General features: G+C 70.8%; 19 protein-coding genes and 1 pseudogene. 12 read left to right on the top strand and 8 right to left on the bottom strand.

Annotated features, from left to right (window positions below; all coding sequences use genetic code 11):
• Positions 1-46: 46 nt before the first annotated feature.
• Positions 47-1,030: a pseudouridine synthase gene (locus OED52_RS05355; protein ID WP_264153643.1), complete on the top strand. Its 984-nt coding sequence runs from the start codon at positions 47-49 to the stop codon at positions 1,028-1,030.
• A gap of 2 nt (positions 1,031-1,032) precedes the next feature.
• On the opposite strand, the gene OED52_RS05350 is transcribed toward OED52_RS05355, so the two are convergent.
• Positions 1,033-2,796 carry a GNAT family N-acetyltransferase gene (locus OED52_RS05350; protein ID WP_264153642.1) on the bottom strand — a complete coding sequence of 588 codons (1,764 nt, stop codon included), beginning with the start codon at positions 2,794-2,796 and terminating at the stop codon, positions 1,033-1,035.
• Between the two features lie 55 nt (positions 2,797-2,851).
• Here OED52_RS05350 and OED52_RS05345 point away from each other — a divergent pair, with 55 nt between their 5' ends.
• Both OED52_RS05345 and OED52_RS05340 read left to right on the top strand, forming a co-directional pair.
• Positions 2,852-3,631 (top strand): alpha/beta fold hydrolase, encoded by a 780-nt coding sequence (locus OED52_RS05345; RefSeq protein WP_264153641.1) that lies wholly within the window; start codon positions 2,852-2,854, stop codon positions 3,629-3,631.
• A gap of 35 nt (positions 3,632-3,666) precedes the next feature.
• On the top strand, positions 3,667-4,086 hold the full coding sequence (locus OED52_RS05340) for a hypothetical protein (protein WP_413247718.1): 420 nt from the start codon (positions 3,667-3,669) through the stop codon (positions 4,084-4,086).
• A 53-nt stretch (positions 4,087-4,139) separates the two neighbouring features.
• Here the strand turns inward: OED52_RS05340 and OED52_RS05335 are convergent, their stop codons facing one another.
• The 3 genes from OED52_RS05335 to OED52_RS05325 all read right to left on the bottom strand — a co-directional run bounded on the left by OED52_RS05335 (position 4,140) and on the right by OED52_RS05325 (position 6,829).
• Positions 4,140-5,069: a glycoside hydrolase family 43 protein gene (locus tag OED52_RS05335; RefSeq protein ID WP_264153640.1), complete on the bottom strand. Its 930-nt coding sequence runs from the start codon at positions 5,067-5,069 to the stop codon at positions 4,140-4,142.
• 170 nt (positions 5,070-5,239) lie between these two features.
• Positions 5,240-6,319 carry a redox-regulated ATPase YchF gene (gene ychF, locus OED52_RS05330; protein ID WP_264153639.1) on the bottom strand — a complete coding sequence of 360 codons (1,080 nt, stop codon included), beginning with the start codon at positions 6,317-6,319 and terminating at the stop codon, positions 5,240-5,242.
• 36 nt (positions 6,320-6,355) lie between these two features.
• On the bottom strand, positions 6,356-6,829 hold the full coding sequence (locus OED52_RS05325; RefSeq protein WP_264153638.1) for a hypothetical protein: 474 nt from the start codon (positions 6,827-6,829) through the stop codon (positions 6,356-6,358).
• 154 nt (positions 6,830-6,983) lie between these two features.
• Between OED52_RS05325 and OED52_RS05320 the strand changes: the two genes are divergently transcribed.
• The gene (locus OED52_RS05320) at positions 6,984-8,189 is read left to right on the top strand and encodes an AI-2E family transporter (RefSeq protein ID WP_264153637.1); all 1,206 of its coding nucleotides are present in this window, start codon (positions 6,984-6,986) and stop codon (positions 8,187-8,189) included.
• A gap of 25 nt (positions 8,190-8,214) precedes the next feature.
• On the opposite strand, the gene OED52_RS05315 is transcribed toward OED52_RS05320, so the two are convergent.
• Together OED52_RS05315 and OED52_RS05310 are read right to left on the bottom strand one after the other, a co-directional pair.
• Complete coding sequence (locus tag OED52_RS05315; RefSeq protein WP_264153636.1) at positions 8,215-11,193, bottom strand: AAA family ATPase; 2,979 nt, start codon at positions 11,191-11,193, stop codon at positions 8,215-8,217.
• On the bottom strand, positions 11,190-12,362 hold the full coding sequence (locus OED52_RS05310) for an exonuclease SbcCD subunit D (protein ID WP_264153635.1): 1,173 nt from the start codon (positions 12,360-12,362) through the stop codon (positions 11,190-11,192). The genes OED52_RS05315 and OED52_RS05310 overlap by 4 nt, the downstream gene beginning before the upstream one ends.
• Positions 12,363-12,409: 47 nt before the next feature.
• On the opposite strand from OED52_RS05310, the gene OED52_RS05305 reads away from it, so the two are divergent.
• The 3 genes and pseudogenes from OED52_RS05305 (at position 12,410) to OED52_RS05295 (ending at position 13,946) form a co-directional block, all read left to right on the top strand.
• On the top strand, positions 12,410-12,601 hold the full coding sequence (locus OED52_RS05305) for a hypothetical protein (RefSeq protein ID WP_264154809.1): 192 nt from the start codon (positions 12,410-12,412) through the stop codon (positions 12,599-12,601).
• Positions 12,529-12,959 (top strand): annotated as a pseudogene (gene rmuC, locus OED52_RS05300) (DNA recombination protein RmuC); the annotation flags it as partial. The gene OED52_RS05305 and the pseudogene rmuC, both read left to right, overlap by 73 nt.
• A gap of 27 nt (positions 12,960-12,986) precedes the next feature.
• A complete protein-coding gene (locus OED52_RS05295; RefSeq protein WP_264154586.1) occupies positions 12,987-13,946 on the top strand; it encodes a DUF6542 domain-containing protein in 960 nt (319 codons plus the stop codon).
• Positions 13,947-13,988: 42 nt separating this feature from the next.
• On the opposite strand, the gene OED52_RS05290 is transcribed toward OED52_RS05295, so the two are convergent.
• Positions 13,989-14,987: a 4-hydroxy-3-methylbut-2-enyl diphosphate reductase gene (locus OED52_RS05290; protein ID WP_264153634.1), complete on the bottom strand. Its 999-nt coding sequence runs from the start codon at positions 14,985-14,987 to the stop codon at positions 13,989-13,991.
• Positions 14,988-15,089: 102 nt separating this feature from the next.
• Here OED52_RS05290 and OED52_RS05285 point away from each other — a divergent pair, with 102 nt between their 5' ends.
• The 3 genes from OED52_RS05285 to OED52_RS05275 are packed head-to-tail and all read left to right on the top strand — an operon-like array spanning position 15,090 to position 17,342.
• Positions 15,090-15,812, top strand: coding sequence for a lipid droplet-associated protein (locus OED52_RS05285; protein WP_264153633.1), 723 nt, complete (start codon positions 15,090-15,092; stop codon positions 15,810-15,812).
• Positions 15,809-17,053 carry an exodeoxyribonuclease VII large subunit gene (xseA, locus tag OED52_RS05280; RefSeq protein ID WP_264153632.1) on the top strand — a complete coding sequence of 415 codons (1,245 nt, stop codon included), beginning with the start codon at positions 15,809-15,811 and terminating at the stop codon, positions 17,051-17,053. The genes OED52_RS05285 and xseA overlap by 4 nt, the downstream gene beginning before the upstream one ends.
• A gap of 13 nt (positions 17,054-17,066) precedes the next feature.
• The gene (locus OED52_RS05275; RefSeq protein ID WP_264153631.1) at positions 17,067-17,342 is read left to right on the top strand and encodes an exodeoxyribonuclease VII small subunit; all 276 of its coding nucleotides are present in this window, start codon (positions 17,067-17,069) and stop codon (positions 17,340-17,342) included.
• Between the two features lie 90 nt (positions 17,343-17,432).
• Here OED52_RS05275 and OED52_RS05270 read toward each other — a convergent pair whose 3' ends face one another.
• Positions 17,433-18,002, bottom strand: a complete 570-nt coding sequence (locus OED52_RS05270; protein WP_264153630.1) for a DUF4245 domain-containing protein — start codon at positions 18,000-18,002, stop codon at positions 17,433-17,435.
• Between the two features lie 179 nt (positions 18,003-18,181).
• Here OED52_RS05270 and glpX point away from each other — a divergent pair, with 179 nt between their 5' ends.
• Entirely contained in the window at positions 18,182-19,216 is a 1,035-nt protein-coding gene (glpX, locus tag OED52_RS05265; RefSeq protein WP_264153629.1) for a class II fructose-bisphosphatase, read from the top strand.
• Positions 19,217-19,402: 186 nt separating this feature from the next.
• A complete protein-coding gene (locus OED52_RS05260) occupies positions 19,403-20,818 on the top strand; it encodes a class II fumarate hydratase (protein WP_264153628.1) in 1,416 nt (471 codons plus the stop codon).
• Positions 20,819-21,192 lie beyond the last annotated feature (374 nt).

The following is a 21,192-nucleotide window of genomic DNA, read 5'->3' as shown; positions in this document are numbered from 1 at the left end:
CAGATCGCCCGGCCCACGCCACGCCGTCGCCGGGCCCGATGAGAGGATGGAGGCCGTGCCCATGCCCTCCCCGCTGCCCGTCCGGAACGGTGTCGGCCCGACGCGGCTGCGGGTGCCGGCCTCCGGACCGTGGTCCACGATCGCCGAGTACGTCGTCGAACGGTTCGGCCATCTGGACGCGGACGAGCTGTACCGGAGGTTCGACGCCGGCGAGATCGTCGCCGCCGACGGCAGCCCGATCCGCCGCGACACCACGCTCGGCGCGGAACCCTTCGTCTGGTACTACCGCGACCTGCCGGTCGAGGAGCCGGTGCCGTTCCGGGAGGAGATCCTCCACGTCGACGACGACCTCGTCGTGATCGACAAACCGCATTTCCTGCCGACCACCCCGGGCGGCCGGTACCTGCGCGAATCCGCACTCGTGCGGCTGCGGACCCGGCTCGACAATCCGGACCTGACACCGATCCACCGGCTCGACCGCGCGACCGCCGGCCTCGTCATGTTCTCGGCGCGCCCCGCCACCCGCGGCGCCTACCAGACGTTGTTCGAGAAGCGCCGCGTCACGAAGGTCTACGAGGCCGTGTCGGCGCTGCCGCCCGACTGGGATCCGGACGCCCCGGCACTCGCCGGCCGGCCCGTGCCCGTGGTCTACCGCAACCACATCGAGGCGCGGCGCGGGGAACTGCGGGTCGTCGTCGACGACAGCCGGGAACCCAACGCCGAGACGCTGATCGACGTGCTCGGCACCGGGGTCAGCGCCTCGGGTCGTGCCGTGCTGCACACGATCCTGCGCCCGCACTCCGGACGGATGCACCAGCTGCGCGTGCACCTCGCGGCGCTCGGCACCGGGATCCTCGGCGACCACTGGTATCCCGAGTTGCTACCCGAGACACCCGACGACCATTCCCTCCCGCTCCAATTGCTCGCGCGGGAACTGGAATTCACCGATCCGCTGACCGGCTCGCCGCGACGGTTCGTCACCCGGCGGACGCTGAGCGAAGCCCCCGTCGCCGAGAGCACTCGCGTCTGAGATCAGAGCGCCCGCTCGAAACCCGCATGGGTGCAGTCGTATCCGAGCCGCGCGCCGAACGCCCGGAACCGCTCGTCGGCCGGGTCGACGGCGATCTGCGCGAAGGTCGCACCCCGGTTGCGGCCGTGGTCGTGCGCCCACTCGAGCATGGCCGTGCCGATCCCGCGGCAGCGTTCGGACGCGGCCACCCGGATCCCCTCCACCAGCAGGCGGGTGGCGCCGCCGCGGAACAGGCCCGGCACGATCGTCAACTGCATCGTGCCGACGGTCCGGCCGGTCTCGTCGCGCACCACCGCGAGGTAGTGCGAGGGGTCGCGGGCCACGGCGTCGTAGGCCTCCTCGTAGCGGGCGAGTTCGGCACCCTCGCAGGGGATCCGCTCGTTCTCGGAGAGCAGCCCGACCATCGCCGGCACGTCGGCTCGCCCGGCGCGCTGCACCCGATAACTCCTGTCGCCCAACCGGATCAGCCCACCGACCGATTCGCGGGCGCGCACCTGCAGCCGGGCGATGAGCAGGTCCAGCCAGCCCCCGACGTGCCGTCGCGCCTCGACGGTGTCGGGATAGCGGCACCGCAGGTGCAGGCCGGAGTCGTCGAGGATGAACCACAGCATCACGCCGTCGGTGCGGATGGTCGCGCCGACGTACTGGGCCTCGAGGCCGGTCGTGTCGACCCGCACCGGCAGTCGGCGCAGGTCGAGCCAGGAGATCGCGAACATGCCCGGCACCTCAGGCATCCCACCCCACGGCTGCAGGATGTCCTCGAGCGGCCAGGAACCGAGCCGGACCGCTTCCTTGACCGCCTCCGCGGCAGCGCGGGGGTCGGGGACGGCCGATTCGATGACCGAGTTGGTGATGAACCAGCCGACGGAGTCGTGCCAGGTGGCGTCGTAGCGGCTGTGCACCGGGAACACCGCGCGCAGCGGTTCGCTGGACATCTCCAGGGTCACCTCGGTCATCGCCGCGACCACCAGGGCGAGGGTGGACACCCCGTCGTCCTTGGCCTGCGCGGAGAAGGCGGCGCTGTCGTCGACGTCGAGCACGTCGCGCACCTCCACGCGTTCCCGCTGGAGGCTCGCCGCGCCGAGGGACAGCGGGAAGCGGGGCATCACGTCGCCGCTCGCCGCGAGGACCTCCGCCCACCGTTCGTGCACCTCGGGTGGGGCCGGGGGCCGGTCCCGCAGGGCGCGGGTGTGTTCCGCGAACGCCGGGGTGGGCGGCAGCGCCGGGTCGCGTCCCGCGCGCACGGCGGACAGGGCGGCGAGCAGGTCGCGGGCGATCACGAGCATGGACCACATGTCGACGTGCGAGTGGTCGGCCGCGACCACCACGGTCGGGCCGGACGCGGTCTCGAGCACGCACAACCGGTGCGAAGGCCGGTTGTACGGCGAGCAGGCCCCGTCGAGGACGTCGCGCAGAGCGTCGTTGACTGCCTGACCGGGTCCGATGGGATGTTCGACCCAGCCGCCGGGACGGATCTCGGCCTCGTGCAGGAGCGGCTCGCCGTCGTCGCCGTAGGTGAACACCGACCGCAGGGTGCCGTGCCGCGCGATCACCGCCAGCCACGCCGCCGCCAGGTCGTCGGGTGAGACCGGGTCGGACAGGCGGAAGGACAGTGCCATCCAGGAGCCGGGGCGATCGCCCGCGCCCACGTGCCGTCGCTGGTCGAACGACACGGGAAGCGCCCGGCCGAGCCCCGAGACGGTCACGTCGTAACCGAGCAATCGGCCGAACGGCAGGCGCAGGTGCGCCACATTTGTCAGCCGCATGCCGGGTATCCTAGGCGCCTTCCTCAGCAACCGCTTTCCAACCTCGGGAGACGACGTGCCGACCTTCAGTGTGCCGGGGGCCGAACTCGACGTGGAACTGAGCGACGAGGGTGGCCACCCCGTCGTCCAGCTCCACGGCCTGACCTCGAGCCGCCACCGCGACCGCCTCATGGACCTCGATCTGGGCCGCGGTCTCAGCGGCACCCGGCTGCTGCGCTACGACGCGCGGGGCCATGGCCGCTCCACCGGCCGGCCGGTGCCGGAGGACTACCGCTGGCCGGCGCTCGCCGACGACCTGCTGCGGCTGCTCGACCACTGGTTCCCCGGCGAGAAGGTCCATGGTGTCGGACCGTCGATGGGGACCGGGACGCTGCTGCACGCAGCGGTGAAGGACCCGGAGCGGTTCAGCAGCCTCACCCTGCTGGTGCCGGCGACGGCCTGGGCCACCCGCGCCGCGAAGGCCGCCGAGTACCGGGCCGCCGCGGACCTCATCGAGCAGCAGGGACTCGAGGCGTTCCTGGCCCGCGACCTCGGGGCACCGCGTCCACCCGCCACCGCCGACGCGCCGGAGACCGTGCCCGACGTGACCGAGGAACTGCTGCCGTCGCTGTTCCGGGGCGCCGCGCTGAGCGACCTGCCCGATCCGGAGGCCGTGTCCGGCATCGCCGTTCCGGTGACGGTGCTGGCGTGGATCGACGACCCCGCCCACCCGGTGTCCACGGCCGAGGCGCTGGTGGGGCTGCTCCCGCACGCGAAGCTGGAGATCGCGCACACCCCGGCCGATCTCGCGCAGTGGCCGAGCATTCTCTGCGAGGACGTCGCCCGGCATGGTTGACTCGCGGTGACGACACTCGGCCCGGGAGGTCCCTCGTGGAACGTATTCGCACCGCCGGACTCTGTGCGACCGCCGCGGGCCTGATCGCCCTGGGAACGACGGGAGTCGCCGGGGCATCGACGACCGTCCCCTTCCGGATCGATCCCGCTTCCTTCGGCAATCCCCACGGCAGCTTCGACGTACCGCCCCTCGAGTGTGTGGCGGTGGTCGACGAGCAGCCCGGCACCGTGCGGATCTCGGGTGGGAAACCCGAGGGGTGGGGATGCCTGATCTTCGCCGAGGTGAACTGGCTGAACCTGTCGACCGGCGCGTCGGGCACCGCCCGGACGTCCGACGGGCTGCACGGTTTCCCGCCCGAGGCGGTGATCGACACGGGCAGCGGGCAGGTCGTGCTCGTGCTGCGGCCGGCCGCCGGAGTGGTCACCCCGGGGTTCGCCACCTTCTACGTGCCCTGACATGGATTTCGGTGTTCTCGACTGCGCATACCGCAGTCGAGAACACCGAAGTTTCAGGCGGTTTCCCGGATCACGGTGAAGTGCCGCACGGTTCCGGACAGGCCGGGCAGTTCCTGCCGCGGCGACCAGGTGTTCAGGTCCGGGCTGTCGGAGTAGTAGTACTTGCCCTCGTCGTAGGCGTCGAAGAACAGCCGCCAGGTGCCGTCGGGCAGCTGGATCACCGACGGACCCTCGACGAGGGTGCCCCAGTCGCCGGGGGCGACGAACCGGTAGGGGCCCGTCACCGACGGGGCGACGGCGTGCTCGATGACCTTCTCGAACTCGTTCTTCGTGAAGGCGTGGTAGGTGTCGCCGACCTTCACGACGGTGGTGTCGATGTGGTCGGCACCGATGCCGTCGAGCGGCACGGGGAAGCTCCACAGCTGCAGCGACGGGTCGAGGGCGGTCATCAGATAGGGCACGAACCCGCCGCCGGTCGACATGGACAGGATGACGTGGACACGGTCGCCGTCGACGAACCATTCGGGTGCCCACGCCTTGGTGGTGAAGGGCGACAACGACGGTCCGTCACGGAATCCCGCCGATCCCGAGGATCCGGGCGGGCTCGCCGAGCCGGTGCCGTCCCCCGTTCCCGGCAGGAAGGCACAGCAGAACGGGACGGGCCAGTTCCCCACGTGCGTCCACGTGACGCGGTCCGGACTGCGGGCGAAGCCGACGTTCGCGCCGTCCACCGTCGTGTAGGTGACGTAGTAGAAGCCGTCGGAGTGCCGGAAGATGCTCGGGTCGCGCACGAGCCCGGAGGGTGGCCGGTAGGCCGAGGCCTGGACGAGGGCGAACTGCGTGCCGTCGACGGACTCGTAGACGTCCATGTCGCGGTCGCTGGTGTTGCTGAAGCCGACCATCGTGTACCGCAGGCCGAGTGGGGCGGCGGTACTGCTTCCCGACGTTGCGACCAGCAGGCTCGCGACCACGAACATCACCATCGATACAACGGAGAATCCGGTTCGGACTGGGCGCATACCGGAGCAGTATTCACGAGGGCCGACCCGGCCCGCACGGATTTCGGCGATCTCCGCCGTGGAAAGGGTGCGATCACACGAACTTCGGTGGTTCGGTCCCGCTGAACGGGTCGGAACCACCGAAGTTCGTGGTACTAGACGTTGAAGCGGAACTCCACCACGTCGCCGTCGGCCATGACGTAGTCCTTGCCCTCCATGCGGACCTTGCCGCGGGCCTTGGCCTCGGCCATCGAACCGGCCTCGTCGAGGTCGGCGAAGGAGACGATCTCGGCCTTGATGAAGCCGCGCTCGAAGTCGGTGTGGATCACGCCGGCGGCCTTGGGGGCGGTGTCGCCCTTGCGGATCGTCCAGGCGCGCGCTTCCTTCGGTCCGGCAGTCAGGTAGGTCTGCAGGCCGAGGGTGTGGAAGCCGGCGCGGGCGAGCTGCTTGAGGCCGGCCTCGGTCTGGCCGATGGACTCGAGCAGCTCCATCGCCTCCTCCTCGTCGAGTTCGAGGAGCTCGGATTCGACCTTGGCGTCGAGGAAGACGGCGTCGGCGGGAGCGACGGCCTTGCGCAGCTCCTCCTTGCGCTCCTCGTTGGTGAGGACCGACTCGTCGGCGTTGAAGACGTACAGGAACGGCTTGGCCGTGAGCAGGTGCAGGTCGCGCAGCAGCGCGGACTTGACCTCCGACTGGGCGGAGAAGATAGTGCGGCCGTCCTCGAGGATCGCCTGCGCCTTCTTGGTCTCCTCGACCTGGTCGACGAGTTCCTTGTTCTTGCGCGCTTCCTTCTCGAGGCGCGGAAGGGCCCGCTCGATGGTCTCGAGGTCGGCGAGGATCAGCTCGGTCGCGATGACCTCGATGTCGGCCATCGGGTCGACCTTCCCCTCGACGTGGACCACGTCCGGGTCGTCGAACACACGCACGACCTGGCAGATGGCGTCGGCCTCGCGGATGTTGGCGAGGAACTTGTTGCCCATGCCCTCACCGGCGGAGGCACCCTTGACGATGCCGGCGATGTCGACGAAGGACACCGTGGCCGGGAGGATGCGCTCGGAACCGAAGATCTCGGCGAGCCGGTTCAGCCGCGGGTCGGGCAGCTCGACGACGCCGACGTTGGGTTCGATGGTGGCGAACGGATAGTTCGCTGCCAGCACATCGTTCTTGGTCAGCGCATTGAACAGCGTCGACTTGCCGACGTTGGGAAGACCGACGATTCCGAGGGTAAGGCTCACGGGATCGATATTCTACGCGGTCCCGAGGGGCTCACTTCACCCGCACGCCACCCGCACCAGCTGGGCGATCCGCGCGGTCTGCTCGTCGTCGGGTTCGAGCGAACCGTTGGTGGCGACCTCCTTGACCTTCGCGTTCACGTCCTGGTCGGATGCGCCGGAATCGATCAGCGGGCAGGTCTCGGTGACGATGGTCTCGATCGACTGCGTCTCCCGGTCCGCCGACAGCTGCGGATAGGCGGTGCGGAAGGCGGCGACGAAGACGTCGAGCTTGGCCTCGTCGAACAGGTCGCCGGCACGCTCGGCCGCGCTCGACGCGATGCTCTGCACCGACGAGATCGCCCCTTCGGCCTGCTCCTGCACGCTGGTGACCGCGGCGTCCGCGGAGGACCGCACGTCCGCGGTGCTGGTGTCGTCCTCGGCGCTGCACGCACCGAGCGTCAGGACCGCCACGGCCGCGGCCAGGGCGGCGGAAACACGGATGCACCGGGCATCACCCGTTCGATTCGTCACGTTTCGAGAATGCCACGCCCGGGGACCCTGCATCGGCATTCGGGCCTGTCGGGCACACCACTCACGGCGCGGATGTCCCCGGATTCCGGCGAATCCGCCGTAGATTGGCGGCTGTCGGCCGAAGTCGAGCACACACGTCGGAAGGACCACGTCGTTGACCGAACCGAAGACCCCGCCCGAGGGAGGCGGCGCCGCACCCACGAAGAAACCCGACCGCGGAGCCCTGCTGGGCGCGGGCGGTATCTGGCTGGCGAAGTGGTCGGCCTGTCTGGTGGTCATCGCGGCCGCGGCCGTCGTGATCGGCTGGGTCATCGAGAAGATGTGGGTGATCGTGCTGCCGGTCGCGCTGGCGATCGTGGTCTCGACGATCCTGTGGCCGCCGACCCGGGCGATGACCAAGCGTGGTGTCCCGCCCGCCGCCGCGGCCGGCCTGACCCTCGTGTTGTTCTTCGCGATCGTCGGCGGCATCATCGCCGGGATCGTGCCGTCGGTGGTCTCCCAGGCCCCGGACCTGGCCAACAAGGCCACCGAGGGCATCAACACCGTGCAGAACTGGGTCAAGGGCCCGCCGATCAACCTGCGTGACGAGCAGCTCGACAACGCCGTGCACCTGGTCATCGAGCGGGTGCAGGGCAGCGCCGCGACGATCGCGGGCGGTGTGTTCTCCGGGGTGAGCACCGCCGGGTCGCTGCTCGTGACGCTCGCGCTCGTGCTGGTGCTCAGCTTCTTCTTCATCAAGGACGGGCCGCGGTTCATCCCGTGGCTGCACCGCGTCGGTGGTGGTCGCGCCGGCCGTCACCTCGAAGAGGTCCTCGGCCGGATGTGGGCGACGCTCGGCGGCTTCATCCGCACCCAAGCGCTGGTGAGCTTCATCGACGCCCTGTTCATCGGCATCGGTCTGGTGATCCTCGGGGTGCCGCTGGCGCCGGTGCTGGCGATCCTCACGTTCATCGGTGGCTTCGTCCCGATCGTCGGTGCGTTCGTCGCCGGCGCGCTGGCGGTGCTGGTGGCCCTGGTCGCGAACGGCCTGACCACCGCGATCATCGTGCTGGTGCTGATCATCGCGGTGCAGCAGATCGAGGGCAACGTGCTGCAGCCGGTGCTGCAGTCGCGGTCGATGAACCTGCACGCCGCGGTGGTGCTGCTCGCGGTCACCGCCGGATCGTCGTTGTTCGGCATCGTCGGTGCGTTCCTGTCCGTGCCGGTCGCTGCGGTCGCCGCGGTGGTGATCCGCTACATCGGCGAACAGATCGACGCCCGCGCCGAGGAGACCGGCCCGGAGGAGGAGACGAAGGCCCTGCCCGCCCCGGGCGACACCTCCGCACCCGAACCGGACAGCAGCACCGTCCCCCAGGACTGAGACCTCGGGCCCAGTGCCTGAGCGGTCAGCTCACCGCACGGACGGTGGATCCCGACCGGCCGCGGATCACGTGCAGCCGGTTCGGGATCCGCTGCCGCATCTCGTCGACGTGGCTGACCACCCCGACGACCCGGCCACCGGCGCGCAGTTCGTCGAGCACCCCCATCACCGCTTCGAGCGAGTCGGGGTCGAGCGAGCCGAAGCCCTCGTCGATGAACATCGTGTCGAGCACGCGCCCACCCGCCTCGGCGGCGACGACGTCGGCCAGCCCCAGCGCGAGGGCGAGGGAGGCCTGGAAGGACTCGCCACCGGAGAGCGTCTTCGTCGAACGCACGGCGCCGGTGTACTCGTCGTGGATGTCGAGGCCGAGGCCCCCGCGCCGGCCCCGGTTCTCCACGGCGTCCGAGTGCACGAACTCGTAGCGGCCCCCGGACATGCGGCGCAGCCGCTCGGAGGCCGCGTCGGCGACCTCCTCGAGGCGCGCGGCGAGGACGTACGAGCGCAGTGACATCTTCTTGGCGTTGCTGCCCATACCGGCGACGACCTCGGCCAGTGAGGACAGTTCGGCGTGCTCGTCGAGCAGCGGACGCAGGTCGGTGTGGGCGCGTTCGAGGCGCCGCGTGTAGTTCTCGACCTCGGCGTGACGGCGTTCCGCCTCGGTCGCCGCACTCAGCGCGGCCTCGACGGCGGCGGCCCCGGCGTCGACCGTGGCGCGGGCGGCGTCGACGTCGGCGGTCTCCTCACCGGTGAGCACCGCGACCGCGGGATCGTCCAGGGTGGCCGTCGCGACGGCGCGTTCGTTGTCGGCGGACCGCAGCACGGCGTCGATCTCGGTGAGCCGCTCGGGTGAGCGCACCGCCGCGCGGGCGGCGTCGAGGTCGGCGAATCCCGCCTCGACCGCCGCGGCACGCACCCGCTCGGTCCGTTCGTCGGCGGCCGTGCGGGCTCGGAGAGCAGCCGACCGCGCGTCGAGCAGTGCCGTGGCCGCCGCGGCCAGCCCGGCGACCCGCCGGCGGCGCGGGGCGAGGTGTTCGGGGTCGCCGACCGCCTCGGTGATGCGGGTGCGGATCTCGGTGATCTCGGCGGCGCGCACGGCGTCGTCGCGGTCGAGGTCGGCGAGGTCGGCGTCGATGCGTTTCTCCTGCTCCCCCAGCTCGGTGTCGAGGCGGCGCAGGTTCTCGACGTCGGCGCGCAGCCGGTCGAGCCGGGCCGCGAGGGCGGCGGCCTCGTCGTGGGCGCGCACCGCTTCCACGTGTGCGGCCCGCAGGTCGTCGAGGGCGGCGTCGCCGCACCGCTCACGGAGGACGGCGACGGTGCCGGACAGGGTGGTCACGGCGTCGCGGGCCTCCGACAGCGCCGTAGCGGCCTGCTGTTCGGCGGTGCGGGCGCGTTCCTCGTCGGCCTCGGTCGCAGTGTCGGGTGCGGGCCGGGCGGGAGCCGGGTGCTCGGTGGAGCCGCACACCTCGCAGGGCTGCCCGTCGGTCAGGCGCGCGGCGAGTTCGGCGGCCATGCCGTCGATGCGTCGCTGCCGGATGTCCAGATGTGCCTCGCGCGCGTCGTTGAACGCCGCGTGCAGTTGCCGCACCCGCTCCTCGAGCAGGTCGAGTTCGATTCTCCGCGAGGCGAGTTCGACGGCAGCGTCGAGTGCGTCGGCGGCGCGGTCGCGAACCGACACCAGCCCCGGCAACGAGGCGGCCGCCCGTTCGGCGTCGGCAACGGCCGTCGCCGCGGCGGTGGAGCGGCCGGGTAGGGCGGCACGCTCGTCGGCGACCCGCTGCCGCTCGTCGACGAGGGTGCGCCGGCGGGTCGCGAGCCGGTCGCGTTCGGTTTCGAGGGCGGTCAGGCGGCACTGCTGGTCTAGCAGGATGTCGAGCCGCGCGGCCTCCGAGGACCACTGTTCGCAGCGGGGACGGATGATGTCGCGGTCGGCGGGATCGGGGACCGGCCCCACCGCCCCGAGGAGTTCGCGTCCCTCGTCGTCGGCCTCGAGCGGTGCCGCCGCGCGGGCGGCGTCGGCCGCGGCCTCGTCGGCCTCCCGCACGAGACGGGTGGCCTCCCGGTCGGCGACAGCGACGGGCACGGCGCGTTGTGCCGCATCGCGTTCGGCGCGCAGGGCCGCACGTTCGGGTTCGGTCCGGTCGAGCGCGGCGAGAACGTCGAGTGCCTCGCGGCGGCGCCGGAGCCGGTCGGCGAGCGCGAGTGTCTCGTCGAACTTCCGGCGATTGACCTCGTCCACCTCGCGGGCCCGGGCGAGCGCGGCGCCGGCAGCATCGCGGTTCTCGGCGGCGTCGTCGAGCAGACGGTGCGCCCATTCGACCGGATCGCCGTCGGCGCCGGCCTCGATCCCAGCGGCCGCCGCCACCTTCGCGGCGAGGACGTCGACCTTGTGTTGTTGTTCCGCAACGAGTTTCGTGCTCGATCCGCGACGATCGCGGAACCACTGCTCGACGTCGCCGAAGCGGGTGGTGTCGAAGAGCCGCTCGAGCAGCTTGCCGCGTTCCTCGCTGCCGGCCCGCAGGAACTTCGCGAACTCGCCCTGCGGGAGCAGCACCACCTGGAAGAACTGTTCGGCGCTCATCCCCAGCAGCGAGCGGACCGCGTCGCCGATGTCGGGGATGCGCGACAGGTTCTCCCCCGACCCGTCGAGCCAGGTGAGAGTGGCCTTGGCCTGTTGTTTGACGGTACCCGAGCCGCGGAGTTTCGGCCGTTCGTATTCGGGGCTGCGTTCGATGCGCAGCCGCCGGCCGGCGATGGTCGCCTCGAGCCGCACCTTCGGCACGGCCCCGGCGGGGGCGTGGTCGGACAGCAGGCGGCGGCCCTCGGCGCGCGCACCGGGCACCGTGCCGTAGAGGGCGAAGGCGACGGCGTCGAGGATGGACGTCTTGCCCGCGCCCGTCTGCCCGTGCAGCAGGAACAGCCCGTCGGCGCCGAGCTCGTCGAAGTCGATCTCCACCGTGCCGGCGAACGGACCGAAGGCGGTGATCTCGAGGGAATGCAGTCTCATGCCACGTCCGTCCGCACGGTTCCGGCGGCCTCCCCCACTCCGCGACGGCGGTCGACCTCGCGCAGCGCCTCGTCGATCCAGCCGAGTTCCCGCGCGGACGGATCGGAGCGCACATCGGTGAGGAAGGCCGCGGCGATCTCCCGGTCGCTGCGTCCGCGCACCTTGTCGCGGTAGCTGCCCTCGGTGCTCCCGGCGGGTCGCTGCCATTCGACGTGCACCGCGAAGGGGAAGCGTTCCTGCAGCCGGCGCATCGCGTCGAGCGGGCGGATCGGGTCGGTGAGCACCGCGGAGACGTAGTGGTCCTCGGCCTCGGCGTGGGCGGGATCGGCGAGCAACTCGTCGAGGGTGCCCTCGAGCCGGCTCAGACCCCGGACCACCGGCAGGTCGACGCGATCGACCGCGGTCACGCCGGAGGCGTCGAGGTCGACGACGAACACCGCCTTGCGGTGGGTGCGCTCACCGAACGAGTACGGCAACGGGGAGCCGGAGTAACGGACGGTCTCGGCGACGGTCTGCGGCGAGTGCAGGTGCCCGAGGGCGACGTAGTCGGCGCCGTCGAACGACGAGGCCGAGACCGTCTCCACACCGCCGACGGAGATGGAGCGTTCGGACTCGCTGGGTTCGGCGCCGACGACGAAGGCGTGGGCCAGCACGACGGTGCGTCCGCCGCGGCGCCCGGCGTCGGCCCGCACCCGGTCCATCGCGGCGTCGACGATCTCCTGGTGCGAGCGCGCGCCGGGCACCCCGAGCTCGGCGCGGGTGATCTCCGGTTCGAGATAGGGGATGCCGTAGAAGAGGACGGAACCGTACTCGTCGTCGAGGACGACCGGGTTGTCGATCTGCGAGACACGGGTGATCAGGTGCAGCCCGCCGTGGGCGGCGAAGGCCGCGCCGGCACCGAGCCGGACCGGGGAGTCGTGGTTGCCGGAGGTCGCGACGATGACGGCGCCGGCCTCGCGGATGGCCTCGAAGCCCGCGTTGCACACCGCGACGGCGTCCGAGGAGGGAATGGAGCGGTCGTACACGTCGCCGGGTACGACCACCACATCGATCCCCCGTTCGGTGACCAGCTCCGCGATTGCGCGCAGGACGCGCGTCTGGTCGGCGAGCAGGTCCACACCGTGGAAGGTGCGGCCGATGTGCCAGTCGGAGGTGTGCAGGATCCGCATGTGGTCAGACGGTAGAGGACCCGCCCGACAACTCCGGGTGCCGGGTGATGTCGGTCTCCTCCGGCATCACCCGCCCCATGACGGCACTCACGGCGCTCGGCCTGATCGTCACCCTCTGCCTCGGCACCGTGCTCGGGTGGCCGCTGCGGGCCGCGCGCGACGGGGACCGGGCCGCCCGCACGGAGGCGCAGCCGGCGCGGATCCGGATCTGCTCGAATACGCCTTCCGGCAGAACGTGATCCTCGCCACCCCGACCACACTGGTGGCGTTGCTGCGGACCATCGCCCACACCTGGCGGCAGGAGTCGCTCTCGCGCGACGTGGCGACCGTCCACAGGCTCCGTCGGAGCTGTACCGACGGCTCGGTGTCGTGGCCACGCATCCCGACCGGCACGGCACCCAATCGGAAAAGGCCGTCGACTCGTTCGATCTCACGGTGTCGTCGGTGGACAGCCGGCTGGGTGTGACCGCCCGCAGGCTCCACGACCTGGAGATATTCGACGGCGAGGTGCCGGAGGTGCACCGGGTGGACGCCTGGCCGCGGCGCAGCACGCCGGCGGAGAGAACGGGTGCCGACGGTCCTGTCGACGAGGCGAGCCGACCTTCGCGCGCTAATGTCTACGTTGTGTCTGCAACCCAACGTGCTCGCTCGGCGGTGCCGCTCGACATGCGGTCGTTGGTTCCCACGGTGCCGGGCGTGCCCTGGTGGGGTGCACTCGCGATCGCAGCGGGAACGACGTTCGTCGGGGTGCTGATCGACAGCGCACGCGGGAACGAACTCACCACCGCGTTCACCGTCTTCTACGTGCTCGGCTGCGTCGCCGCCGCGGTGGCGGTGCGCTACCGCGGTCTGTTCAGTGCGATGGTGCAACCGCCGTTGCTGCTGCTCGCCGCGGTTCCGGTCGGCCAGGAGTTCGTCTCCTCCGGCAGCACGACGGGGTGGAAGGATCTCGCCCTGAACGTGGCGTATCCCCTGGTGAACCGTTTTCCCGCGATGCTGCTGGCCACCCTGCTGGTGCTGGCGGTGGGTGGTTTCCGGATCTTCGTGACCAGGAACAACGTGGCGGTGCGGGCCCGTGCGCCCCGCAACCGCGCCGCGCAGCCCGCTGCCGCCCGCCGGCCGGCACGGTTCGCCGGTGAGGCGCGCTCCCGCGGGGCCGACCCGGCCGCCGCTGCGTCGCCGGTGGACGCTCGGGGCCGAGGACGCAGCAGGAACGGTGCGCCGGAGAAGGCGTCCGTCCGGGACGTCACGGACACCCGGGCCCGGCGCCGGTCGCGCTCCGATCGGATGCACGAGGACCCTGCTCTCGCGGCACGGCCGCGGCGGGCGGAACAGGACCGTGCGCCGCGCCCGACCGAGCCCGCCGCCTACCGCGCTGCCGAGCCGGCGCAGCAGTACCGGGGCGAGCCGAGGCAGGCACCGGTCCGTCCCGTGGACTACCGGCCGGCCGACTACCCACCCGTCGACGAGCGCCGTCAGCCGGTTCGCCGTCCCGCGGTTCCGGAGGCGGAGGTCACGGCAGTGGTGCCGACCCAGGACTACCCGGCGCCGCGCGTGCGGTACCGCGACCGCTACGAGGACTGAGTCACTCGCAGGGTCGCGGTACGCGACCACTCCCTCGCTACTTCAGCGGCGCGATGCACGCAGCTCACGCGGCAGCGCGAACACCAGGGTCTCGTTGGCGGTGGTCACCGTCTGCACGTCGTGGAAGCCGTGCTGGTCGAGGAACTCGACAACGCCCTGGACGAGGATCTCCGGCACCGATGCACCCGAGGTGATGCCGATGGTCTCGACGCCCTCGAGCCATGCCGGTTCGATCTCCTTGGCGTAGTCCACCAGGTGCGCGGCCTTCGCGCCCGCACCGAGCGCCACTTCTACGAGCCGCACGGAGTTCGACGAGTTGCGCGAGCCGACCACGATCACCAGATCGCATTCGGGCGCCATCGCCTTCACCGCGACCTGCCGGTTCTGGGTGGCGTAGCAGATGTCGTCGCTCGGCGGGTCCTGCAGCTGCGGGAACTTCCGGCGCAGACGCTGCACCGTCTCCATGGTCTCGTCGACGCTGAGAGTGGTCTGGGAGAGCCAGATCACCTTGGAGGGGTCGCGCACCGTCACCGAGTCGACGGCGTCGGGTCCGTCGACGAGCTGCACGTGGTCGGGGGCCTCACCGGCGGTTCCTTCGACCTCCTCGTGGCCCTCGTGGCCGATGAGCAGGATGTCGTAGTCGTCGCGGGCGAAGCGCTTGGCCTCCTGGTGGACCTTGGTCACCAGCGGGCAGGTCGCGTCGATGGTGCGCAGGCTGCGGGAGGCCGCGGCCTCGTGCACGGCCGGGGACACACCGTGGGCGGAGAACACCAGGACCGCCCCTTCGGGGACCTCATCGGTCTCGTCGACGAAGATCACGCCGCGGTCGGCGAGGGTGTCGACGACGTGGCGGTTGTGGACGATCTCCTTGCGGACGTAGATCGGCGCCCCGTACTTGTCCAGCGCCTTCTCCACGGTCTCGACGGCGCGGTCGACGCCGGCGCAGTAACCGCGGGGTTCGGCGAGCAGGACGCGCTTTCCGGAGGCGGAGGTACCGGCGGACCGTGTGATCCCGACTTGCAGTGGAACAGGCGCAGACATACCACCAGAGTACGGGGCGTACGGGTGGCGGGCTCCTCTGCTCCGGCAGCTCCGCTGTGTTCTCCGCTACCAATCGGGACGATCTTCGTGCAGGCTTGGGGCATGATCCGTCCTCCGTTCCTGGCGCGGGTGGCTGCCGGCGTGGCAGTCACCGCATACGAAGAGACCCTCAAACTGCCGAGCACCGCCGTGTCGCTGCCGATGACGACGGTCAGCCAGATCCTGCAGACCACGATGCGTGTGCAGCAGGTCCTGACCTCGCTGGCGATCAAGGGCGACCAGGTCTTCGAGATCTTCGGTGCCGCGCCGGAGGAGACGGCCGGATGGGCGACCTTCGACGACGACACCTCCGGTGGTGCGGCGCCGGCTACCACGCCCCGGACGACGGCGACCGAGACCGCCACGAAGGTCGGCGCCGAGACCCCCCATGCTGCGACCGGGCGTTTCGCCCTGTACTCGATCCCGCCGGCGACGGAGAACGGCGACTCCGGCGCGAAGCCCACCGGCGATGCCGCGAGCGCTCCTGCCGCGGCACCGAAGGCCCCGGCCCGGAAGGCCGCGAAGAAGACGGCCGGCACGAAGTCCACCGCGAAGAAGGCCACGTCCACCGCGAAGAAAGCGGCGGCCGAGGCCGCGGGCGACCGTCCCGAGATCGTCGAGTACCTCGATTACGACTCGCTGACCCTCGCCCAGCTGCGCGCCCGCCTGCGCACGCTCTCGGTGGAGGAACTGACGACGCTGCTCGACTACGAGAACTCCCACGCCGCGCGTCCTCCGTTCGTGACGATGCTGTCCAACCGGATCTCGACCGCGCGTAACAAGTGACGGAAGGGCAGGCCGGACGGCCGAACTCCCCCGAGCAGCCGTGGCCGGTGCGGACCGTGGCTCAGAAGGTGGCCGGGTGGATCGACCGGCTCGGCACCATCTGGGTCGAAGGACAGATCACGCAGATCAACGCCCGGCCCGGGACACGCACGGCGTTCCTGACCCTGCGCGACCCCTCGGTCGACATGTCGCTGCAGGTGACCTGTTCACCGCAGCTGCTGCAGCAGGCGCCGGTGCCGCTCACCGAGGGCAGCCGGGTGGTGGTCTTCGGCAAGATGACGTTCTGGCCCGGCCGGGGCAGCCTGGCGTTGCGGGTGACGGAGATCCGGGCCGTCGGTATCGGTGAGCTGCTCGCACGACTCGAACGGTTGCGGGCGCTGCTGGCGGCGGAGGGATTGTTCGATCCCCGGCTCAAGCGCCCCCTGCCGTTCCTGCCGCAGCGCATCGGGCTGATCACCAGCCGTGGCAGCGCCGCCGAACGCGACGTCCTGTCGGTGGCGCGGCGCCGCTGGCCGGCGGTGCGGTTCGACGTCCGGCACGCCACGGTGCAGGGACCGACGGCGGTACCGCAGATCATCGACGCCCTCGAGGCGCTCGACGCCGACCCGGACGTGGACGTGATCGTCCTGGCCCGCGGTGGCGGCAGCGTCGAGGACCTGCTGCCGTTCTCCGACGAGGCACTGTGCCGCGCGATCGCGGCGTGCACGACACCGGTGGTCAGCGCGATCGGGCACGAGCCGGACAGTCCGCTCTGCGATCACGTTGCCGACCTGCGGGCCGCCACCCCCACCGACGCCGCCAAGCTGGTGGTGCCGGACGCCGTCGCCGAGCAGGACCTCGTCGACGAACTGCGGGCCCGGTCCGCGGCGGCGCTGCGCAACTGGGTGCGCCGGGAGGAACACGTGATCGCGCAGCTGCGGGGCCGCCCGGTGCTGGCGGCGCCCTTCCGCGATCTCGACCGGCGGTACGACGAGATCGACCGGCTGCGGGAGGCGGGGCGACGCGACGTGGGGCGGCTGATCGCCGCCGAGTCGTCGGACCTGGAACACCTGGGCGCCCGCCTGGCGACGCTGGGACCGGCCGCGACGCTGGCGCGTGGCTACGCGGTGGTGCAGCGGATCGTGCCGGGCGGCGACCCCGAGGTGGTGCGCGCGCTCGACGAGATGCCCATCGGCACACAATTGCGGGTGCGGGTGGCCGACGGTGCCGCCCGCGCAGCCGTCATGGGACACGAACGGTAGGAAGACGAGGACAGTGACCGATACGCAGGCCGGAACTCCGGCGGGTGACCCCAATGCCGACGTGCGGGAGTTCGGCTACGAACGCGCGCGCGACGAGCTCGTCAACGTCGTGAAGATGCTCGAGCAGGGCGGCCTCGACCTCGACGACTCGCTGCAGCTGTGGGAGCGCGGCGAGGCGCTCGCCAAGCGTTGCGAGGAGCACCTCGCGGGGGCGCGGGAACGCGTCGAGCGGGTGCTGGCCGAGGTCGACGAGGACGACTACACGGACGAGGACGACTTCGACGAGTGATGACCTGTGGCGGGTCGGGCCGGAGCCGCAGAGTCCGGCGCGGCAGTGTCCAGCGCAGCAGTGCTCAGCGCAACAGTGCTCAACGCGGCGTCAGGACTGGAGCGGCTCCGCCCGGCCGGCCGCCGCGGCGAGGAGCGTGAACTCCTCCTGATCGCCGGATCCGCCGATCAGGATGCGCACGTCCCCGAAGTCGGACACCCAGATCGCCTCGACGTCCTCGCCGCCGTAGACCACCCAGTCGCGGCCGTCGATCGCACGGACGTCGGTGGCGGTGCGGGGTCCGCCGGCGACGAACCGCACGAGTTCGTCCTCACCGGCGTCCGACTGCGTGAACCGCACGTAGCGGCCGCCGGGGGTGATGAACCCGACGGTGCTCGAGTCGCCGCCCTCGGCGCCGGAGATGATGCTGCGGCTACCGGAGTTCGGCTGCCAGTCCTCGGGCACCTCGGGGTGGCGGATCGGGAACCCCAGTTCCTTCGCGTCGTAGTCGAGCCCGGCGTCGATGTCGAAGGTCGGCGCCGGCCCGGCGGTGGGACCACCCGGCTTGAATTCGCACTGGCTGGCGATCGCAGCGATGAGCATGCACAGCACGAGCAGCGCGACCAGCGACCACATCATGTCGCGCGTGCCCTGCAGAATGCGAGGTTTGTTGGATGCCACGCGTCCAGTCTGACAGCTGCACCGAGGCGACGGTGAAGGCGGTCGGATCCGACAGCCCGCACGAACGGCCGTGGTGAGACAATAGCCACGCGACACACACGGATCGTGCGGCCGCCCCCGGTGGCCGCTCCGCTGCCGACGCACTGCGTCGACCGTAAATTCTCAGGAGGCAGTAGCCCATGACGGCCAGCACCCCACGCCGCGAAGCTCCGGACCGAAATCTCGCACTCGAACTGGTTCGCGTCACAGAGGCCGCGGCGATGGCGGCAGGCCGCTGGGTCGGACGCGGCGACAAGGAAGGCGGCGACGGTGCCGCTGTCGACGCGATGCGGCACATGGTGAGCTCGGTGTCGATGCAGGGTGTCGTCGTGATCGGTGAGGGCGAGAAGGACGAAGCGCCCATGCTGTACAACGGCGAGGAGGTCGGCAACGGCGACGGCCCGCTGTGCGACGTCGCGGTCGATCCGATCGACGGCACGACCCTCATGTCGAAGGGCGCTCCCGGCGCGATCGCGGTGCTCGCCGTCGCCGAGCGCGGCGCGATGTTCGATCCGTCCGCCGTGTTCTACATGGAGAAGATCGCCGTCGGCCCCGAGGCCGCCGACGTCATCGACATCACCGCCCCGATCGCGGAGAACATCCGCCGCGTCGCGAAGGCTAAGAACATCGCGCACGGCGACCTGACCGTGACGATCCTCGACCGTCCGCGCCACGCGCAGATCATCAAGGAGGTACGCGAGGCGGGTGCCCGCATCCGTCTGATCGCCGACGGTGACGTCGCCGGCGCCATCGCTGCGGCCCGTCCGGGTTCGGGTGTCGACATGCTGCTCGGCATCGGTGGTACCCCCGAGGGCATCATCGCCGCGGCCGCGATGCGCTGCATGGGTGGTGCGCTGCAGGGCCGCCTGGCGCCGAAGGACGACGCCGAGCGTCAGAAGGCGATCGACGCCGGCCACGATCTCGACCGTGTCCTCACCACCACCGATCTGGTCACCGGCGAGAACATCTTCTTCTGCGCAACCGGTGTCACCGACGGTGAGCTGCTGCGCGGTGTCCGCTACACCGCCGGTGGCGCGGAGACGCAGTCGATCGTGATGCGCAGCAAGTCGGGCACGGTGCGCATGATCGAGGCGTACCACCGGCTGCAGAAGCTCAGCGAGTTCTCGTCGATCGACTTCCACGGGGTCGACGGCTCGCAGCCGCCCATGCCGTGATCCTTCGCGGTCCGACTGCACCGCGGCTCTGAATTCCACCGCCGCTCCTGCGGGAGCGGTACTGCGGCACCGCCGCTCCTGCGGGAGCGGTACTGTGGCACCGCCGCTCCTGCGAGGAGGGGTACTGCGACGAGTTCTTCGTGCAGTGCCCCTCCTCGCGCGTTCCGGCGACCTAACGTGGAGGACATGACCGACACCGAACAGTCTTCTCAGCAGTTCCGTATCGAACGCGACACGATGGGTGAGGTCCGGGTTCCGGTCGACGCCTTGTGGCGCGCCCAGACCCAGCGTGCCGTCGAGAACTTCCCGATCTCGGGTCGTGGTCTCGAACGCGCGCAGATCCGCGCGCTCGGTCTGCTCAAGAGCGCCTGCGCGCGCGTGAACGAGGAACTGGGTCTGCTCGACCCGGCGAAGGCCGCGGCGATCGTGGCCGCCGCCGACGCGATCGCCGCCGGTGAGCACGACGACCAGTTCCCGATCGACGTCTTCCAGACGGGTTCGGGTACGAGCTCGAACATGAACGCCAACGAGGTCATCGCGTCGCTCGCCGCGAAGGCCGGGGTGACGGTCCACCCGAACGACGACGTCAACATGTCGCAGTCGTCGAACGACACTTTCCCCACCGCGACGCACGTCGCGGCGACGGAGGCGACGGTCAAGGACCTCGTTCCCGCCCTCGGGCACCTCCACGGTGCGCTCGCCGGGAAGGCCGAGGAGTGGGGGACCGTCGTCAAGTCCGGTCGCACGCACCTGATGGACGCCGTGCCGGTGACGCTCGGGCAGGAGTTCGGTGGCTACGCCCGCCAGATCGAGGCGGGGATCGAGCGGCTGCAGGCGACGCTCCCCCGCCTGGGTGAGCTCCCCATCGGCGGGACCGCGGTCGGCACGGGCCTCAACGCCCCGGCGGACTTCGGACCGCGGGTGGTGGCGGTGCTCGTCGAGACCACGGGACTGTCCGATCTGCGGCCCGCCCGCAATCGTTTCGAAGCGCAGGCCGCTCGCGACGGTCTGGTCGAGCTGTCCGGGGCGCTGCGCACGATCGCGGTGTCGCTGACGAAGATCGCCAACGACATCCGCTGGATGGGGTCCGGGCCGCTCACCGGTCTCGCGGAGATCAGGCTTCCCGACCTGCAGCCGGGCAGCTCGATCATGCCGGGCAAGGTCAATCCCGTTCTGCCCGAGGCCGTCACGCAGGTCGCCGCGCAGGTCGTCGGGAACGACGCCGCGGTGGCGTGGGGCGGTGCCGCCGGTGCCTTCGAGCTCAACGTCTACATCCCGATGATGGCCCGCAACGTTCTCGAGTCGATCCGCTTGCTGGCCAACGTCTCCCGGCTGTTCGCCGACCGGTGCGTGAGCGGTCTGATCGCGAACGAGGAGCATCTGCGCACGCTCGCCGAGTCGTCGCCGTCCATCGTGACGCCGCTCAACTCCGCGATCGGATACGAGGAGGCCGCCGCGGTCGCGAAGGAGGCGCTGCGGGACAAGAAGACGATCCGTCAGGCGGTGGTGGACCGCGGGCTCGTCGGCGACCGGTTGAGCGAGGAGGAACTGGACCGCCGCCTCGATGTGCTGGCGATGACGCGGGTGGACGAGGAGTCCTGACGGCAGAGCACGCGTCGGCCCCGACCTCTGCGGGTCGGGGCCGCGCGCTGTGATGCTCGTCTCCGGATACCCCGATTCGGACACGCAGCGGGACAGTTCTTGCCAAAAGGGACAAAAGTGCTGTTAGCATCGCCTAAGTTCACGTACCTCGATACGTGAACTTTCCAATGTCACGGGCCCCACGCATGTGCGTCGGGTGCCTCCCTCTGTCTTGAAGGAGACGAACATGGGATCGATCGAGTCGATCATCGGCCTGCTCGCCGACAGCCAGGCCATCAGCTCGCTGTCGCACCTGCTCGGGGTTCTGTCCAGCTCGCTGGACTTCTGATCGGGTCCGGGTACCGACCCGGATCTCTTGCGTGAACCGGACTCCC

The organism is Rhodococcus sp. Z13 (genome assembly GCF_025837095.1).
Lineage (GTDB): Bacteria > Actinomycetota > Actinomycetes > Mycobacteriales > Mycobacteriaceae > Rhodococcus > Rhodococcus sacchari.
The sequence above is the reverse complement of the archived record's forward strand: the minus strand, read 5'-3'. Positions and strand labels throughout refer to the sequence as shown.

What these genes read in the sequence shown, in the direction of transcription:
- OED52_RS05290 (WP_264153634.1), bottom strand. Translation starts at nt 14,987, where the DNA reads ATGTCTGCGCCTGTTCCACTGCAAGTCGGGATCACACGGTCCGCCGGT.
- OED52_RS05310 (WP_264153635.1), bottom strand. Translation starts at nt 12,362, where the DNA reads ATGCGGATCCTGCACACCTCCGACTGGCACATCGGCCGCACCTTCCAC.
- OED52_RS05350 (WP_264153642.1), bottom strand. Translation starts at nt 2,796, where the DNA reads ATGCGGCTGACAAATGTGGCGCACCTGCGCCTGCCGTTCGGCCGATTG.
- glpX (WP_264153629.1), top strand. Translation starts at nt 18,182, where the DNA reads ATGACGGCCAGCACCCCACGCCGCGAAGCTCCGGACCGAAATCTCGCA.
- OED52_RS05315 (WP_264153636.1), bottom strand. Translation starts at nt 11,193, where the DNA reads ATGAGACTGCATTCCCTCGAGATCACCGCCTTCGGTCCGTTCGCCGGC.
- OED52_RS05285 (WP_264153633.1), top strand. Translation starts at nt 15,090, where the DNA reads ATGATCCGTCCTCCGTTCCTGGCGCGGGTGGCTGCCGGCGTGGCAGTC.
- OED52_RS05355 (WP_264153643.1), top strand. Translation starts at nt 47, where the DNA reads ATGGAGGCCGTGCCCATGCCCTCCCCGCTGCCCGTCCGGAACGGTGTC.
- OED52_RS05260 (WP_264153628.1), top strand. Translation starts at nt 19,403, where the DNA reads ATGACCGACACCGAACAGTCTTCTCAGCAGTTCCGTATCGAACGCGAC.
- OED52_RS05305 (WP_264154809.1), top strand. Translation starts at nt 12,410, where the DNA reads ATGTCGGTCTCCTCCGGCATCACCCGCCCCATGACGGCACTCACGGCG.
- OED52_RS05335 (WP_264153640.1), bottom strand. Translation starts at nt 5,069, where the DNA reads ATGGTGATGTTCGTGGTCGCGAGCCTGCTGGTCGCAACGTCGGGAAGC.